Source organism: Aeromicrobium sp. Leaf350, from assembly GCF_916858655.1.
GTDB lineage: Bacteria > Actinomycetota > Actinomycetes > Propionibacteriales > Nocardioidaceae > Aeromicrobium.
In genome coordinates this window covers 151,330-167,746 of the sequence record NZ_CAKASL010000002.1, presented here as the reverse complement: position 1 = coordinate 167,746, position 16,417 = coordinate 151,330, and the positions used below count along the sequence as shown (strand labels likewise).

Here is a 16,417-nt window from a genome sequence, read left to right as displayed (position 1 = left end):
GTGCTCGTGCTGCTGCCCCCGTCCGAAGGCAAGACTCCCCCGGAGGAGGGCCCGGCGCTCGACCTCGAGACGCTATCCTTCCCGCGCCTCAACCCGGTGCGCGACCAGCTCGCCCGCGCGCTCGTGAAGCTCGCCTCCGGGAAGGCGGCTCGGGCGGCCGAGGTGCTCGGACTCGGTCCGACCCAGTCCGACGCGATCGAGGCCGACGCCCGCCTGTGGGAGCTCCCGTGCGCCCCCGCAGCCGATGTCTACACCGGGGTGCTCTTCGGCGAGCTCGACCTCGCGACGCTCGACCCCACGGCCCGCGCGCGGGCGTCCGCGACGGTGGCCGTCGCCAGTGCGCTGTTCGGCGTGCTGCGCATCGACGACCCCATCCCCGCCTATCGCCTGTCCGGCAACGTCTCGCTCCCCCGGCTCGGCCCCGTCGCCTCACGCTGGCGGCACAAGCTCCCCGCGGAGCTCACCGCGGCGACCGACGGCGGCCTGCTGGTCGACCTCCGGTCGGGCACCTACGTCGGCCTCGGCAAGCCCGAGCCGGCGATCGCCGACCGCACCGTGACCGTGCGGGTGCTGCACGAGGCCGACGGCGTCCGCAAGGTCGTGAGCCACTTCAACAAGGCCACGAAGGGTCAGCTCGTGCGGGCCCTCCTGCAGTCCGGCGTCGAGCCGACCGGGGTCGACGAGCTGGTCGAGGTCTGGTCCGACCTGGGCTGGACCGTCGAGCGGTCCGAGCGCGTCACCCAGCTCGACGTCGTGACGACCTGACCGGCTTCGCCGGTGTCTACTCCGGCACGACGGAGAAGTTGCGGACCGACGGCAGGGCGTCGGGCCACCACACGACGGTGCTGATGCTGGCCGGGGCGAGCTCGAGCGTGTGGATCGCGGACATCGGCGCCCCGAGGGCGTGCCGCACCATCATCTTGATCGGCGTGACGTGGCTCGTGACCACGATGGTCTTCCCGGCGTAGGTCTCGACGATGCGGTCGCGGGCCGCGACGACGCGCTCGTACACCGCGTCGAACGTCTCGCCCCCCGGCGGCGCGATCGCCGTGGACCCCAGCCAAGCGGTCATCTCGTCGGGCCAGCGCTCCATGATCTCGGCGAAGGTGTGCCCGTCCCAGTCACCGAACGCGGCCTCGGCCACGCCCTCCTCGATCGCGACGTCGAGCCCGAGCTCGCGGGCGACGAACCCCGCCGTCTCCTGGGTGCGCTGCAGCGGCGAAGAGACGACGGCGTCGACCTGGTGGTGACGATGGATCCAGGCGGCCGCGCGGGCGGCCTGCTCCCGGCCCTCGTCGTTCAGGCCCGGATCGGACCCACCGCTGCCGCAGAAGAGGCGACGGACGGTGTTGACCGTGACGCCGTGGCGCAGGAGCACCATGACGGTCGGGTCGCTGTCGAGCCGTCCGCGCCACCCGGCGCCGATGCTCGCGCTGGTCACAGACCCGACTCGGCCGTCCGCACGAGGATCCGGCTGCACTCGGGGCAGCGCAGCACCTCGTCCTCGGGGGTCGCGGCGATCTCACGCAGGTCGGCGCCGTTGATCTCGAGGCGGCACCCCTCACAGGCGCGGGCCCGCAGCGCCGCGGCACCGGACCCGTACTGGGCGCGCACCTTCTCGTACAGCGCGACGAGCGGGTCGGGGAGGCCGCTCGCGAGCGAGCTGCGCTCCGACGCGAGCTCACCGCTCTGGCCGTCGAGGTCGCTGAAGGTGGCGTCACGGGTGACCGTGACCTCGGCGATCTTGGAGCGCACGGCCTCGAGTGCCTCCAGCACCCCGCTGAGCTCGCTCTCGGCGGTCTCGACCTTGTCCATGACCTCGAGCTCGTCGTCCTCGAGGGTCGTGATGCGGCGCTCCAGCGCCTGCATCTCGTGCTCGAGGTTGGTGAGGTCCTTCGGGTTCGAGACGGCGCCCGAGTTCAGGCGCTGCTCGTCGCGCGTGCGGCGCGTGCGGACGAGCTCGACCTCGGCCTCGGCCTGACGCAGCTCGCGACGCAGGTCGCCGACGAGCGTGTCGAGCTCGATGCGACGGTCGTCGAGCCGGGCCTCCTCGGCCGTCGCCTCCGCCAGGATCGCGAGCTCGGGGATCGCCGAGCGGCGGTGCGCGAGCTGGCTCAGGTGGGCGTCACAGGTGGCGAGGTCGAGCAGGGTGAGCTGGTCGTGCGGTGCGGCTTTCAGCGTGGGCTCCGGTGTGAGAGATCGGGATGGACGAGCGTGGCCGTCCACGGGTCGGTGACGATCGTCGACACGTGGGCCTCCACGGTAGCGCCGAGGCGTTCGACGAGTGCAGCCGCCGCGACCGGGAGCCAGGTCCACTCGGCCGCCCAGTGCGGGACGTCGACGACGGCGCAGGCTCCCGGGCGCTCGAGGTGCTCGCTGACGGCGTGGTGCTTGAGGTCGGACGTGACGTAGACGTCGGCTCCGGCAGCGGTGGCCGTGCCGAGCAGGAAGTCGCCCGACCCGCCGCAGAGGGCCACCGTGCGGACGAGGCGGTCGGGGTCGCCGGCCAGGCGCGTGGCACCGCCGTGGGCCGGTAGCGCGTCACGGACGACCTCGGCGAAGCGCGCCAGCGTCAGCGGCTCGGCCAGCGTGCCGATGCGTCCCGTGCCGCGGTCGGAGGGCGCCGGCTCGGCACCGACGACGTCGAGGGCCGGGACCTCGTAGGGGTGCGCGGCGAGCGTCGCGGCACGCACCGTCTCGCGCACGCTCGGAGGGGCGACGAGCCGCAGGGCGACCTCGTCGACGTGCTCGACCTCACCGACGGTGCCGACGGCCGGGCGGGCGCCGTCGAGCGGACGGAACTGCCCGGTGCCCGGCCACGAGAAGGCGGCGAGGTCGTAGCCGTCGTGGTGACCCGCACCGGCGCCGTGCATCGCCGCGAGCACGGGCTCGGCGTGCTCGCGCGGCACGAAGACGGTCCAGAGGTCGAGCGCTGCGCCGGGGGCGGTCTCGAGAGGTCGGACGTCGTGCAGGCCGAGGGCCTCAGCCATCGCGGCCGAGACGCCGAGCGGCGGCACGTCGGCGTTGGTGTGGCAGGTGTGCAGGGCGATGCCGTGCGAGATCAGGGTGTGCGCGACCCGGCCCTTGGGGTCTGACGCGGCGACGGACGTGACGCCGGAGAGCCAGAGCGGGTGGTGGGTCAGCACGAGGTCGTAGCCGCCGGCCACTGCCTCGTCGGCGACGGCCTGCACCGGGTCGACCGCCAGCAGCACGCGGCGCACCTCGGCGTCCGGGTCGCCCACGGCGGTGCCGACCGCGTCCCACGACTCGGCCCACCGCGGGTCGTAGAGACCGTCGAGCACGGCGACGACGTCACGCAGCGTGGGCATGGGACGCAGCCTAGCCGCGCGTCATCCGACCGAGGCGAGGGCGAACGGGAGCACCGAGTCGGCACCGGCCTGACGGAGCGTGCGGGCGGCGACGGTCATCGACCACCGGCTGTCGACGAGGTCGTCGACCAGCAGGATGGGCCCACGGGTGGCCTCGAGCTCGGCCCGGAGGGCGTCGCCGGCCACGAACCGCTCCCAGACGGCGGCCAGGCGGAAGGCGCTGTTGCCCGTCGGGGTGGCCTCGGGGGCGCCGGGCGTGAGGTCGAGCGGCGGGAGGAGCGGGAGCCGGCCCAGGTTCGACAGTCCCTCGGCGACCGAGGCGACCAGCAGGGGGCGCTTGACCGACGGCACGGCCACGACTGCGACGGGGCGTTCGCGCCAGCCCCAGTCGCGCAGCGACCGGGCCGACGCCGTGAGCAGCGCCTCGGGAACCGGTGCGTCGTCGGCGCCGGCGGCGAAGATCTCGCGCAGCGCGCCACCCCAGCCGAGGTCGGTGAGACGGGCGACGACCCGGCCGACCTCGGGGCGCTCGGCGACGTCGATGCGACCCGAGACCTCGACCCCCAGGTTGCGCATGCCCGAGGGCCACTGACCGCGCGGGTCGATCGGCACGCCGACGCGGTCGAGGGAGGCGTTGGCCTGGGCGACGGCCTCGCCGTCGGTGGACGTCGGGTACCAGGGCCCGACGCAGACGTCGCAGCGACCGCAGGGCGAGGCCGTCGGGTCGTCGAGGTGCCGCTGCAGCAGCTCCATGCGGCACGTCGTGGCGCGCTGGTACTCGATCATCGCCTGCTGCTCGTCGAGCCGCGCCTGCGCGATGCGCTCGTAGCGCTCCTCGTCGTAGACCCAGGGCTGCCCCGTCGAGACCCAGCCGCCCTGCACGCGGCGCACCGCCCCGTCGACGTCGAGCACCTTGAGCAGGAGCTCCAGGCCGGTGCGACGGAGATCGACCCGCGCCTCGAGCGCCGGCACGGACATCGGCTCAGGACCGAGCACGCCGAGGACCTGGTCGACCTTCGCCTGCGTGGGCATCGACGCGGTGGCGAAGTAGTGCCAGATCTCGGCGTCCTCGCGGCCGGGCAGGAGCAGCACGTCGGCCGACTCGGTGGCACGGCCGGCGCGGCCCACCTGCTGGTAGTACGCCACGGGCGACGACGGGGCGCCCACGTGCACCACGAACCCGAGGTTCGGCTTGTCGAAGCCCATGCCGAGCGCGCTGGTGGCGACGAGCGCCTTGACCTCGTCGTCCTTGAGCGCCTGCTCGAGCCGGGCCCGCTCATCAGGATCGGTGCGACCCGTGTAGGCCGCGACGCCGTGCCCGGCCTCGTTCAGGAGCCGGGCGGTGTCCTCCGCCGCCGAGACGGTGAGCGTGTAGATGATGCCGCTGCCCGGCAGGTCGCCCAGGTGCGAGACGAGCCAGCCGAGGCGCTCGCGGGCCGACCCGAGCGAGAGACAGCCGAGCCGCAGGCTCGTGCGCGCCAGCGACCCGCGCAGCGTGAGGACGTCGTCGCCGAGCTGCTCGGCGACGTCCTCGACCACGCGTGCGTTGGCCGTGGCCGTGGTGGCAAGCACGGGGACGCCCTCCGGCATCGAGGCGACGAGGTCGGCCAGCCGGCGGTAGTCGGGACGGAAGTCGTGCCCCCAGTCGGAGACGCAGTGCGCCTCGTCGACGACCAGCAGACCCGTGCGGCGCCGCAGCTCCGGCAGCTGCTCCTCGCGGAAGCGCGGGTTCGTCAGCCGCTCGGGCGAGACCAGCAGCACGTCGACCTCGTCGGCCGCGAGCTGCGCCCGGACCTCGTCCCACTCGTGGGCGTTGGCCGAGCTCATCGACACGGCACGGACCCCGGCGCGGCCCGCCGCCGCCACCTGGTCGCGCATCAGCGCGATGAGCGGCGAGACCAGCAGCGTCGGCCCCGCCCCGCGGCGGCGCAGCAGCGAGGTCGCGATGAAGTAGACGGCCGACTTGCCCCAGCCGGTGCGCTGGACGACCAGGGCCCGGCGGTGCTCGTCGACCAGTGCCGTGATGGCCTCGAGCTGGCCGTCGTGGAACACGGCGTCGTCGCGCCCCGTGAGCCGTCGCAGGGCCTGCAGGGCGTCATCGGTGGTGCTCGTCGCCGTCATGCGGCCATGGTGTCAGCGAGGTCGGACATCGGTCCGGCTGAGGTCAGTCCTGGGCGACGAGCGCGGTGAACAGCGCGGGAATGAGGTCCTCGAGCTGGGTCAGGTCGGCCTCGTCGGCGTCGGACTCCAGCAGTGCGTCGCGCATCGCCATCTCGTAGGCACCGATCAGCAGCGTCACGGCCTGCTCGGCCGTCACCAGGAGCCGGCCGCCCAGCAGCTCGACCCCGCGCTCCAGCACCTTCTGGATGTCGTCGCGGGTCTCGACCCAGACCTGGCGGTAGACCTCGGCCACGGCCCGCTCCCGCACGCCATGGGTCACGAACTCCAGGTGCACCAGGAAGCTCTTGCGGTCGCGCGGGTACGCCGCGAGGAAGCGGTCGACCGCGCGGAGCGCTGCCGGCACGCCGTCGACCTCGCCCTCGCCGCCCATCTCGGAGTCGACCGCCGACTGCATCAGCGCGATCATCTGGACCTTCTCGCGATCGAAGATCTCGAGGATCAGCTCGTCCTTGGTGTCGTAGTTCGAGTAGAACGCACCCCGCGTGAACCCTGCCCGCTCGCAGATCGACTCGACCGTCGCGCCCTGGATGCCGATCTCGGCCAGCAGCTCACGCGCCGCCTCCACGAGCCGTTCACGCGTGGCTTCGCGTCGCTTCGTCGTCACGACGGCGACCGTACACCCGCGCTGGATCCCGATACGGGAGTGCATCCGACGTCACGGCCGCTCCGCCTCCGTCTGAGTGGGTCCGAGATGGGTACCTTCCGGGGGTGAGCATCCTCGACGCGCCGGACACCCCGGGTCCGGACGTCCCGCCGCAAGCGCGGCCCGTGAGCACCATCGACCCGGCGCTGACTGCGCTGCTCGACGAGGCCCGCGAACGGCTCGGCACGCAGTCGGCCTCCCTGCTGCTCGTGAACGAGTCCGGGACCGTGCTCGAGCCCCACGTCTCCCTCGGACTCCGGCACTCGATCCGCGCCGCGTCCCGCGTTCCCGTGGGCGAAGGATTCGCCGGCCAGATCGCGTTGTCGCGTCAGCCCTTGAGCGTCGACGTCTCCCGCGACACCGTCATCAACCCGCTGCTGCGTGCCGCCGGCATCCGCTCCGTGCTCGGCGTCCCCGTGCTGACGGCTGCTCGCCTCGTCGGCGTCCTGCACGTGGGTGCGTCCCACGCGCGTGAATTCGCCGCCGACGACGTGACCGCGCTGCGGGAGATCGCCGATCGCGTCGCCACGATCGCCGACGCGGCCACCCCTCGCCGCACCCACGACGCAGCGCTCGTGCTGCAACGGAGCCTCCTGCCCACCACCCCGCGCAGGATCGGCGACCTCGAGACCGCAGCACGGTACGTGCCGGCCGAGGGTGAGCTCGGCGGCGACTGGTACGACGTCTTCACCCTGCCCGACGGCGGGGTCGGGCTCGTCATGGGCGACGTCGTGGGCCACGGCCTGCCCGCCGCGGTCGTGATGGGCCGCCTCCGCAGCGCCCTGCGCGCCTACGCCCTCGAGCACGACGACCCCGCTCGCGTGCTCGAGCAGCTCGACCGCAAGATCCGACACTTCGAGGACGACGCCTTCGCCACCGTCGTCTACGCCGTGGTCCGTCCGCCCTACGACACCATCGCGATCAGCTCGGCCGGACACTGGCCGCCGCTCCTCGCCGCTCCAGGTCTCGAGTCCCGAGCGCTCGACGTGACCCAGGACCCGATGCTCGGCGTGGCCGAGTTCGAGCGGCGCGTCACACACCTGCCGCTCCCCGCCGGCGCGATGCTCTGCTTCTACACCGACGGCCTCGTCGAGCGTCGCGACGCCAACCGGCCGGGCGTCCCCTCCGTCGACGAGCAGATCGACCTCGTCCGAGGACTTCTGCGGCCCGACGACGATCCCGAGACCGCCTGCAGCCGACTCATCTCCAGCACCATCGGCGACGACTTCACCGAGGACGACACCGCCCTGCTCGTCGTGCGCCGGACCTGAGTGGGCGAAGAGGGGCTCGACTCCCCCTCGCTCTCCGCTTCGCTCTGAGCTGGGGGGACCCCCACCCTGCGGGGGTTCTCGCCCGCAGCTCATCGCATCTGACGGTGGGCGAAGAGGGGCTCGAACCCCCGACCTTCCGGGTGTAAACCGGACGCTCTGACCAGCTGAGCTATTCGCCCTGGAACGACGGAACCCTACCCCAGACGCGCCGCGACGGGTCCGGCCCGCGGGCGGGAAAAGACACGGCCGCCAGGGTCTCGGGTCCCGGGCGGCCGTGCGAGACCCATCGTGGCGCATCCGAGGTTCACGCCGCAGACAAATGCAGAATTACAGCCATTTCACAGGCTTTCCAGGCGAAAGACGATCAGATCGCGGCGAGCGCGGCGCGGTAGTCGGCCAGCGAGCGGGCGTCCGGGATGGCGTTCTCGACCTTCCACCGCACGACGCCCTCGCCGTCGATCACGAACGTGCCGCGCACCGCGGCGCCGACGTTCTCGTGGAAGACGCCGTACGCGCGCGCCACCTCGCCATGGGGCCAGAAGTCGCTGAGCAGCGAGAAGTCGTAGCCCTCGGCGTCGGCGAAGACCCGCAGCGCGAAGCGGGAGTCGCACGAGATCGCCAGGATCTCGGCACCGTCGGCCGTGAGGTCGCCCAGGTGGTCGCGCAGCTCGCAGAGCTCACCGGTGCAGACGCCGGTGAACGCGAAGGGGTAGAAGACCAGCACGACCGATCGGCCGCGGAGCGCGGCAAGGGAGACGTCCTCGCCGTGCTGGTTCTTGAGAGTGAAGTCTGGCGCCTGCTGACCGATCTCGATGCCCATGCGGTCAGCCTAGGGGCGCGCGCCCTAACGCTTGTGCGTCGAGAGCTTCGTGGCCGCCCAGTCGTCGGTCGCCGACGACGTGGTGGTGGTGGACATGCCCGCCACAGGGGCCGCCTCGCCGATGTCGGCGCCCGAGACGTATCCCGGTCGGCCCACCTTCGGCGTCAGCAGCCAGATGGAACCGCCCTCGACCAGGTCCTGCAGGGCGTCCATGAGGGCGTCGGCAAGATCGCCGTCACCGTCGCGCCACCACAGGATGACCCCGTCGACCACGAGTCCTACCTCGCCGTCCACGAGCTGGTTTCCGGAGACGTCCTCGACAGCAGCGCGCAGCGCGTCGTCGACGTCGTCATCCCATCCCAGCTCCTGGATGACCGTGTCGGGCTCGAACCCCAACTTCGCCGCGTCCACGCTGCTCCTTTCGTCGGATGTCGCCGGGATACCGGCAGACCTGTAAAACCTACTGAAAAGTAGGGAAAACCGCAGCCTTCCCGGTCTCACCCTAGCGAACGGTGCGTGGAAGGATGGGAGGGTCCACAAGACAGTTCTAGGGAGTCACCATGCCGCAATCCGGCTCGAACGATCGCCGCCCCGTCATCCACGAGGGCCTCCCCACCCAGCTGCCCGACATCGATCCCGACGAGACCTCGGACTGGGTCGCCTCGCTGGACGCGATGGTCGACGAGCGCGGACGTGACCGGGCGCGGTACGTGATGCTCCGTCTGCTGGAGCGTGCGCGTGAGCGTCAGGTCGGCGTGCCCGCCCTGCGCAGCACCGACTTCATCAACACGATCCCGCCGGAGCGCGAGCCCTGGTTCCCCGGCAACGAGGCCATCGAGCGCCGCATCCGCGCCTTCATCCGCTGGAACGCCGCGGTCATGGTCTCGCGCGCGAACCGACCCGGCCTCGGCGTCGGCGGCCACATCGCGAGCTACCAGTCGGCGGCCAGCCTCTACGAGGTCGGCTTCAACCACTTCTTCCGCGGCAAGGACCACGAGGGCGGCGGCGACCACATCTACTTCCAGGGTCACGCGGCGCCCGGCATCTACGCCCGCTCGTACCTCGAGGGCCGCCTGACCGAGACGCAGATGGACCGCTTCCGCCAGGAGAAGTCGCACGGCGAGGGCGAGGGCCTGTCGTCCTACCCGCACCCGCGCCTCATGCCCGACTACTGGGAGTTCCCCACGGTCTCGATGGGACTCGGCGGCATCAACTCGATCTACCAGGCGCGGTTCAACCGCTACCTGCACCACCGCGGCATCAAGGACACCAGCCAGCAGCGCGTCTGGACGTTCCTCGGCGACGGCGAGATGGGCGAGCCCGAGTCGCTGGGCGCGATCAGCATCGCCGCCCGCGAGGAGCTCGACAACCTCACCTGGGTCATCAACTGCAACCTCCAGCAGCTCGACGGCCCGGTGCGCGGCAACGGCAAGATCATCCAGGAGCTCGAGGCGTACTTCCGCGGAGCCGGCTGGAACGTCATCAAGGTCGTGTGGGGCCGCGAGTGGGACGACCTCCTCGCGCGCGACACCGACGGCGTCCTCGTCAACCAGATGAACCGCACGCCGGACGGTCAGTTCCAGACGCTCTCGGTCGAGACCGGCGACTACAACCGCCAGAACTTCTTCGGCCCCGACCCGCGCCTGCAGCAGATGGTCGAGCACCTCTCCGACGAGCAGATCGAGCGCCTCCCCCGCGGCGGCCACGACTACCGCAAGGTGTACTCGGCGTTCGACGCCGCCACGAAGCACACGGGTCAGCCGACCGTGATCCTGGCGCACACGATCAAGGGCTGGCTGCTCGACTCCTTCCAGGGCCGCAACGCGACCCACCAGATGAAGAAGCTCACCAAGGACGACCTCAAGGGCTTCCGCGACCGCCTCAACATCCCGGTCACCGACGAGCAGATCGACCAGGACCTGGCGCCGTTCTACCACCCGGGGCCCGACAGCGAGGAGATCCAGTACATGCTGGCCCGCCGCGAGTCGCTGGGTGGATCGCTGCCGAAGCGCAAGGTCGACCCGGTGCCGCTCAAGCTGCCTGGCGACGACGCCTACGCCGAGCTCAAGAAGGGGTCGGGCAAGCAGCAGATCGCCACGACGATGGCGTTCGTCCGCCTCCTGCGCGACCTCATGAAGGACAAGGAGATCGGGAAGCGCATCGTGCCGATCGCGCCCGACGAGTACCGCACGTTCGGCATGGACTCGATGTTCCCGTCGGCCAAGATCTACAGCCCGCACGGCCAGACCTACGAGTCGGTCGACCGCAAGCTGCTCCTGGCCTACAAGGAGTCGACCGAGGGCCAGCTGCTCCACGAGGGCATCAGCGAGGCCGGCGCCGTCGCGTCGGCCACCGCTGCCGGCACGGCGTACTCGACGCACGGCGAGCCGATGATCCCGGTCTACCTCTTCTACTCGATGTTCGGCTTCCAGCGCACCGCCGACTCGATCTGGGCGATGGCCGACCAGCTCTCGCGCGGATTCCTCATCGGCGCGACCGCCGGCCGCACCACGCTGACGGGCGAGGGCCTGCAGCACGCCGACGGCCACTCCCCGCTCATCGCGCAGACCAACCCGGCCGTCGTGCACTACGACCCGGCGTTCGCCTACGAGATCGCGCACATCATGCAGTCGGGCCTCGACCGCATGTACGGCAGCAGCGAGGGGCACCCGCACGGCGAGGACGTCCTGTACTACCTCACGGTCTACAACGAGCCGGCCGTCCAGGCGGCCGAGCCCGAGGACCTCGACGTCGACGGGCTGCTCAAGGGCATCTACAAGTTCAAGCCCGCCGAGGGCGGCACGGCGGCCACGCGCATCCTCGCGTCGGGCGTCGCGGTGCCGTGGGCGGTGAAGGCGCAGCAGATCCTGGCCGAGGAGTTCGACGTGAAGGCCGACGTCTTCTCGGTCACGTCCTGGAACGAGCTCGCCCGTGACGCCGCGAAGGCCGAGCGCGCCAACCTGGCCGAGCCCGAGGCCGAGCAGTCGGTCCCGTTCGTCACCAGCGCCCTGAGCGACGAGGTCGACGTGACGGTCGCGGTCAGCGACTACATGCGCGCCGTGCCCGACCAGATCGCCCGCTGGGTCCCCGGCCCGTGGATCGCGCTGGGCGCCGACGGCTTCGGCTTCGCCGACACCCGCGCGGCGGCGCGTCGCTACTTCCAGATCGACGCCGAGTCGATCGTCGTGGCGACCCTCACCGGTCTCTACCGCGAGGGCAAGGTCGACGCCTCGGTCGTCCGCGAGGCCGCCGAGCGCTTCCGCATCGACGACCCGATGGCCGTCGCCGGCGTGGCCCAGGAGGGCGGCGACGCCTGAGTCACGCGACGCAGCATGGTCGAACTCACGGACGTCTGAGAGGCCTCTCAGACGATTCGGTTTAGGATGACGGCCATGCTGCGTCGCAATCCCTACACGTTCATCGGCATCGTGGCGCTGGGCTTCGCGATCATCGCTGTCACGTTCTCGATCCAGCTCGACATCAAGCTGCGTGACCCCGAGGGCTTCCTCGGCCCCGCCTACGTGCGCCTACCCCTGCTCGCCCTGATGTTCTTCGCGGCGGGCATCATCCCGCAGGCCATCGGCCGCTACGGCATCAAGCGGGTCGTGTGGGGCGTGCGCGAGGTCATCCGCACCGACTGGACGTGGGCCCGCTTCGGCTACATCGCCGCCGGCCTCCTGGCGTTCTACACGTCCTACGTGAGCTACCGGAACCTGAAGGGGTACCTCCCCGAGCTCCGTCCGCCGACGTGGGACCTCGAGCTCGAGCGCTTCGACCACTGGCTGTTCTTCGGCAACTACCCCTCCGATGTCCTGCACAGCCTGCTGGGCACCGGCATCGTCGCCCAGGTCATCGCGGTGATCTACGTCAGCTACCTGATGCTGATCCCGATCACTCTCGGCGCGTACCTCGTGCTCAACCGCGACGTCTCGATCGGCGCCTGGTACGCGACGGCGCTGAGCCTGAACTGGATCCTCGGCACGATCAGCTACTACATCCTGCCGACGGTCGGCCCGGCGTTCGCCTTCCCGACTCGGTTCGAGGTCATCGACGGCACGCCTGCCTCAGAGCTGCAACGCTCGTTGTTCCGAGCGGGACGCGACGTCATCGAGAACGAGGCCAGCACCAGCATCTACGGCATCGCCGGCTTCGCCTCGCTGCACGTCTCGGTCGTGTTCACGGCCTGCCTGTTCTTCGAGATGACGAAGATCCACCCGCTCCTGCGCCTCACGGCCTGGATCTACTTCGTCGGCACCGTGCTCGCCACGGTGTACTTCGGCTGGCACTACGTCTCCGACGACCTCGCCGGCCTGGCCATCGGCGTCATCTCCGTGTGGGGTGGTGCGTGGGCCACGGGCAACACGAAACGGCAGAAGGCCAGAGCCGCGGCCGGCCATCCGGACGTCGACATCCCGGACGTGCGCCCGCACGACGACGAGCTCGAGAAGGCTCAGACCACGGCGGGCGAGGACGACTCGGACACGGTCTCCAGCAGGGCCTGATCGCCGCGGCGCAGCATCGCCCGCCACCGGCCCCGGTGGTAGGAGGCCGGTGCGTTCTCGGCGACGAACTCCGTGACCATCGCGGCGAAGCGCTCGGGATGGTCACGGTGCGGGAAGTGTCCCGCGTCGTCGAGCAGCCTGACGTCGGTCAGCGAGTGGTGCTCGGCGTTCACGGCGTGGCTCGCCGGGATGACGCGGTCGTCGCGGCCCCACACGACCATGACCGGCATGAGCTGGGCGAGGTAGGTGCGGTCGGTCATCGTCACGAACTGGCCGCGCCAGTCGAGCACGTGGCTCGTCAGGCGCCGCACGGCGGCCCGTGAGCGCGGCTCGGCGAACGACTCGTAGATGCGCGCGACCTCGCCGAGGTCGCGCGTCGAGCTGAGACCGGTGGCGGACAGGCCGCGCAGGCCCGCGGCGACGAACGGACGCCAGGCCCGCGCGGTGGCGAGGGCCATCACCAGCGGTGCACCCGGCAGGGTCAACGCGCGGATGAGGGGCGAGACCTCGCGGCCGAGCCCGCCGCTGGAGACGAGCACGACCCGCTCGGTGCGCTCGGGGAACTGGTAGGCGAACTGCATCGCCACGCCGCCGCCGAAGCTGTGGCCGACGATCGTGACCTTGTCGACGCCGAGCACCGTCAGCAGGTCGCGCATGCCGTTCGCGTAGCCGCCGATCGAGTAGTCACCGTCGGGCTTGTCGGACTCGCCGTGGCCGAGCAGGTCGGGTGCGATCACCGTGAAGTGCTGCGCGAGGGGCTCGATCACGCGGTCCCAGGTGGTCGAGTCGCACGCCATCCCGTGGATCAGCAGGAGCACCGGCCCACTGCCGACCTTGCGGTACGCCCGCCGATATCCGTGGACGACGACGAACTGGAGCTCCGTGCTCACCGGGGGGCTGATCACCCGCGCCATCGTAGAGGCGCTCCGTTGCAGCGACGTTACGTCGGACTCGGGCGCAGACGCCGGTAGAATGCCCTCATGGTGTCCGAGGGGGAGGTCAGGTCGACGGTCGTCGACCTCGTCGTCCGCCTCACAGGCACCGAGATGACGCAGATCGAGCGCACCAGCCGGCTCAAGGACCTGGGCATCGACTCGCTGCTCACCGTCGAGCTGGCCGACGAGCTCGGCCGGCGCTACGACCTCTACCTCTCCGACGCGGCCGTCGACTCGATGCGCACGGTCGAGGACGTCGTGCGCTCCGTGGTGCACCACGACGGAGCGACCGCCCCGGCCTGGGCCCAGGCCCCGGACGCCGCACCGAGCACCCCCGTCGGCGCCGACGAGCCCGCTCCCGACGACGGTGGCCCGTCGCCCCACGACGTCCCCCTCGATCGCAAGCGGCTCACCGCCGGAGCCGTCACGACCATCATCACGATGGTCGTCGTCGGCACCATCGTGGGCGGCGCGCTCGGTCTCGGCGCCTCCACCCTGCTCAGGTCGGCCGGGCTCGGCACCTCCGAGCTGCCGCCGATCTCGGCGTCGCCCACCGACGAGGACGACGCGGAGGCGGAGCCCAGCAGCACGCCCTCCCCCAGCGCGTCCGCCGAGCCGTCGGAGTCGGCAGCGCCCGAGCCCAGCCTGACCGCCTCGTCCACCACGGTGGCCCCGGGCACGCGGTTCACGCTCGCCGGCGCCATCCCCTCGCTCGGACCGGGCGCGCAGCTGCAGGTCCAGGTCAAGGACGCCGGCAGCGACTGGGACGACTTCCCCGTCACCCTCACGACCGGTGCCGACGGCGGCTTCTCCGCCGAGGTCTACACCTCCCGCACGGGCGCCCGCGAGTGGCGCCTCGTCCACGTGGAGTCCGGCGCCGCGACCCCTGCGGTCGCCGTCACGATCGGCTGAGCCTCACACCACCTGGTGCAGCCAGCGCACGGGTGCGCCGTCGCCCGCGTGACGGAACGGCTCGAGCTCGGCGTCCCAGCGCACGCCGAGCAGCGCGTCGAGCGCCTCGTCGAGGCTGACGTCGCCGCGGGAGGCCCGCTCGCGCACGGCCTTGATGCGGTCTTCCGGGATCACGATGTCGCCGTGCACCCCGACGACGGCGTGGAAGATCCCGAGCTCCGGCACGTAGGAGTAGCGCGAGCCCTCCGACGACGCCGAGGCGTCCTCGGTGACCTCGAAGCGCACGAGGTCCCAGCCCCTGAGCGCGCTGGCGATCGCGGCACCGGAGCCCACGGCACCGCTCCACGACAGCTCGGCGCGATAGGTGCCGGGCTCGGCGGGCTGGGGCTGCCAGGCCAGCTCGGTGCCGTCACCGAGCACGCCGGTCACGGCCCACTCGATGTGTGGGCACAGCGCGGAAGGCGCGGAGTGGATGAAGACCACTCCGCGTGCTGAGCGCACAGCGGCGCCGTCGGCCATGCTCATGGGGACCTCCCGGTCTCGAGTGGATGCCTTCCCCAGCGCCTCTCGAGCCGACGTGCCCGTGCACACCAACATGACCATTCTGCCCGACCGCGGGGCACCTGCCAACTGCAATGCCGGTCAGGAGCCGACGTCGTGCGCCGTGATGCCCTCCTCGCGCCACATCGCGGACACCCGCTCCTGGTCGTCCCACGCCTCCAGGACCCGGTAGCCGTCGTTCCCGATCGTGGTCAGGATCTCGCGCTTCACCTCGACGTCGGGGCGGAAGTCGCCCACGATCCGCAGGTACACGGCGTCGTGCGGGACCTCGTGCTCCACGAGCCAGTCGAGGGTGTGGTCGAGCCAGATGAACTCCCGCGAGGAGACGATGAGGACCGCCCGACCCGCCGCGGCCTGCTCGCGCGCGACCTCGACCAGCGCAGGGTTCGGCGGACATCCCACCGCCGCCTCCTGGAAGGCGCGGAAGTCCTTGTCCTCACCCTCGAGCAGGTGCTCCACCCCGGACGTGTCGACCAGCGTGCCGTCGAGGTCGATGATCACGGCGTCGCGCATGGGGTCAGTCTGCCCCAGGCGCGAACCGACCGGCAGGATGGACGTCATGACTCGGACCCGACGCCCGTCCCGTCCCCTCGTGCTCGGCTGCCTGCTCGCCGTGCTCGGCCTCGGTCTCGCCGCGTGCGGCGACGACGCGGAGCCCGACTCGTCGTCCGAGAGCACGGCCTCCGACGAGTCCGGTTCGGCCGACGCGGACCTCACCGAGATCGATCCGGTGGAGGGCATCGCGTATCCCGAGACCCCCGCTGACGGCGCCCCGGTCGTGGAGCTCTACACCGACTTCCAGTGCCCCTCGTGCGAGGCCTTCGCGTCGACCTACCTCGACGACCTCCGCACCGCCGCCGACGACGGGCGGATCAACCTCGTGTTCCACCAGTTCGCCTTCCTGGACCGCGCGAGCAGCAACCAGTACTCCAGCCGGTCGGCCAACGCCGCCTACTGCGTGTTCGCCGAGGGCGGCAGCACGTCCTACCTCGACTTCTACGAGGCACTCTTCGACGACCAGCCCGCCGAGGGCACGGCCGGTCCGGGCGACGACGACCTGGTCGAGCTCGCCGGCACGGTCGGGGTCACGGGCATCGACGACTGCGTGTCCGGCGGTGCCTACGCCGACACGGTGAAGGACGCCGCCGACGCCGCGACGGACGCCGACGTGAGCGGCACGCCCACCGTGCTCATCGACGGCGAGGTCGTGGACCTCGCCGAGCTGGAGCAGGTGTTCGGCGAGCTCCTGGCGTCGTGACATCT

Annotated in this window: 16 protein-coding genes and 1 tRNA gene; 6 read left to right on the top strand and 11 right to left on the bottom strand. The window is 71.4% G+C overall.

What is annotated here, in order from left to right:
• Positions 1-765: a YaaA family protein gene (locus LO931_RS09705; RefSeq protein ID WP_229053390.1), complete on the top strand. Its 765-nt coding sequence runs from the start codon at positions 1-3 to the stop codon at positions 763-765.
• A 16-nt stretch (positions 766-781) separates the two neighbouring features.
• Here the strand turns inward: LO931_RS09705 and LO931_RS09700 are convergent, their stop codons facing one another.
• The 5 genes from LO931_RS09700 to LO931_RS09680 are packed head-to-tail and all read right to left on the bottom strand — an operon-like array spanning position 782 to position 6,114.
• Positions 782-1,441, bottom strand: a complete 660-nt coding sequence (locus tag LO931_RS09700) for a histidine phosphatase family protein (RefSeq protein ID WP_229053389.1) — start codon at positions 1,439-1,441, stop codon at positions 782-784.
• Positions 1,438-2,226 carry a zinc ribbon domain-containing protein gene (locus LO931_RS09695; RefSeq protein ID WP_229053388.1) on the bottom strand — a complete coding sequence of 263 codons (789 nt, stop codon included), beginning with the start codon at positions 2,224-2,226 and terminating at the stop codon, positions 1,438-1,440. The genes LO931_RS09700 and LO931_RS09695 overlap by 4 nt, the downstream gene beginning before the upstream one ends.
• Entirely contained in the window at positions 2,175-3,329 is a 1,155-nt protein-coding gene (locus LO931_RS09690; RefSeq protein ID WP_229053387.1) for a Nif3-like dinuclear metal center hexameric protein, read from the bottom strand. Before LO931_RS09690 ends, LO931_RS09695 begins: the two co-directional genes overlap by 52 nt.
• A gap of 21 nt (positions 3,330-3,350) precedes the next feature.
• The gene (locus LO931_RS09685) at positions 3,351-5,450 is read right to left on the bottom strand and encodes an ATP-dependent DNA helicase RecQ (RefSeq protein ID WP_229053386.1); all 2,100 of its coding nucleotides are present in this window, start codon (positions 5,448-5,450) and stop codon (positions 3,351-3,353) included.
• Between the two features lie 43 nt (positions 5,451-5,493).
• Positions 5,494-6,114: a TetR/AcrR family transcriptional regulator gene (locus LO931_RS09680; RefSeq protein ID WP_229053385.1), complete on the bottom strand. Its 621-nt coding sequence runs from the start codon at positions 6,112-6,114 to the stop codon at positions 5,494-5,496.
• A 104-nt stretch (positions 6,115-6,218) separates the two neighbouring features.
• Between LO931_RS09680 and LO931_RS09675 the strand changes: the two genes are divergently transcribed.
• Positions 6,219-7,424: a PP2C family protein-serine/threonine phosphatase gene (locus LO931_RS09675; RefSeq protein WP_229053384.1), complete on the top strand. Its 1,206-nt coding sequence runs from the start codon at positions 6,219-6,221 to the stop codon at positions 7,422-7,424.
• Positions 7,425-7,529: 105 nt separating this feature from the next.
• Here the strand turns inward: LO931_RS09675 and LO931_RS09670 are convergent.
• The 3 genes from LO931_RS09670 to LO931_RS09660 form a co-directional block, all read right to left on the bottom strand.
• A tRNA-Val gene (locus tag LO931_RS09670) sits at positions 7,530-7,603 on the bottom strand.
• Between the two features lie 185 nt (positions 7,604-7,788).
• Positions 7,789-8,244 (bottom strand): peroxiredoxin, encoded by a 456-nt coding sequence (locus LO931_RS09665; protein ID WP_229053383.1) that lies wholly within the window; start codon positions 8,242-8,244, stop codon positions 7,789-7,791.
• 24 nt (positions 8,245-8,268) lie between these two features.
• Positions 8,269-8,655, bottom strand: a complete 387-nt coding sequence (locus LO931_RS09660) for a DUF3052 domain-containing protein (protein WP_229053382.1) — start codon at positions 8,653-8,655, stop codon at positions 8,269-8,271.
• Between the two features lie 149 nt (positions 8,656-8,804).
• On the opposite strand from LO931_RS09660, the gene aceE reads away from it, so the two are divergent.
• Complete coding sequence (aceE, locus tag LO931_RS09655) at positions 8,805-11,561, top strand: pyruvate dehydrogenase (acetyl-transferring), homodimeric type (RefSeq protein ID WP_229053381.1); 2,757 nt, start codon at positions 8,805-8,807, stop codon at positions 11,559-11,561.
• A 75-nt stretch (positions 11,562-11,636) separates the two neighbouring features.
• Positions 11,637-12,746, top strand: coding sequence for a phosphatase PAP2 family protein (locus LO931_RS09650; protein ID WP_229053380.1), 1,110 nt, complete (start codon positions 11,637-11,639; stop codon positions 12,744-12,746).
• Here LO931_RS09650 and LO931_RS09645 read toward each other — a convergent pair.
• Positions 12,695-13,651: an alpha/beta fold hydrolase gene (locus tag LO931_RS09645; protein ID WP_229053379.1), complete on the bottom strand. Its 957-nt coding sequence runs from the start codon at positions 13,649-13,651 to the stop codon at positions 12,695-12,697. The two genes, LO931_RS09650 and LO931_RS09645, sit on opposite strands and share 52 nt — an antisense overlap.
• Before the next feature lie 75 nt (positions 13,652-13,726).
• Here LO931_RS09645 and LO931_RS09640 point away from each other — a divergent pair, with 75 nt between their 5' ends.
• The gene (locus tag LO931_RS09640) at positions 13,727-14,593 is read left to right on the top strand and encodes an acyl carrier protein (RefSeq protein WP_229053378.1); all 867 of its coding nucleotides are present in this window, start codon (positions 13,727-13,729) and stop codon (positions 14,591-14,593) included.
• Between the two features lie 3 nt (positions 14,594-14,596).
• On the opposite strand, the gene LO931_RS09635 is transcribed toward LO931_RS09640, so the two are convergent.
• Positions 14,597-15,112: a DUF3145 domain-containing protein gene (locus tag LO931_RS09635; protein ID WP_229054275.1), complete on the bottom strand. Its 516-nt coding sequence runs from the start codon at positions 15,110-15,112 to the stop codon at positions 14,597-14,599.
• A 123-nt stretch (positions 15,113-15,235) separates the two neighbouring features.
• Positions 15,236-15,667: a hypothetical protein gene (locus tag LO931_RS09630; protein WP_229053377.1), complete on the bottom strand. Its 432-nt coding sequence runs from the start codon at positions 15,665-15,667 to the stop codon at positions 15,236-15,238.
• 46 nt (positions 15,668-15,713) lie between these two features.
• On the opposite strand from LO931_RS09630, the gene LO931_RS09625 reads away from it, so the two are divergent.
• Complete coding sequence (locus LO931_RS09625) at positions 15,714-16,412, top strand: DsbA family protein (protein WP_229053376.1); 699 nt, start codon at positions 15,714-15,716, stop codon at positions 16,410-16,412.
• Positions 16,413-16,417 lie beyond the last annotated feature (5 nt).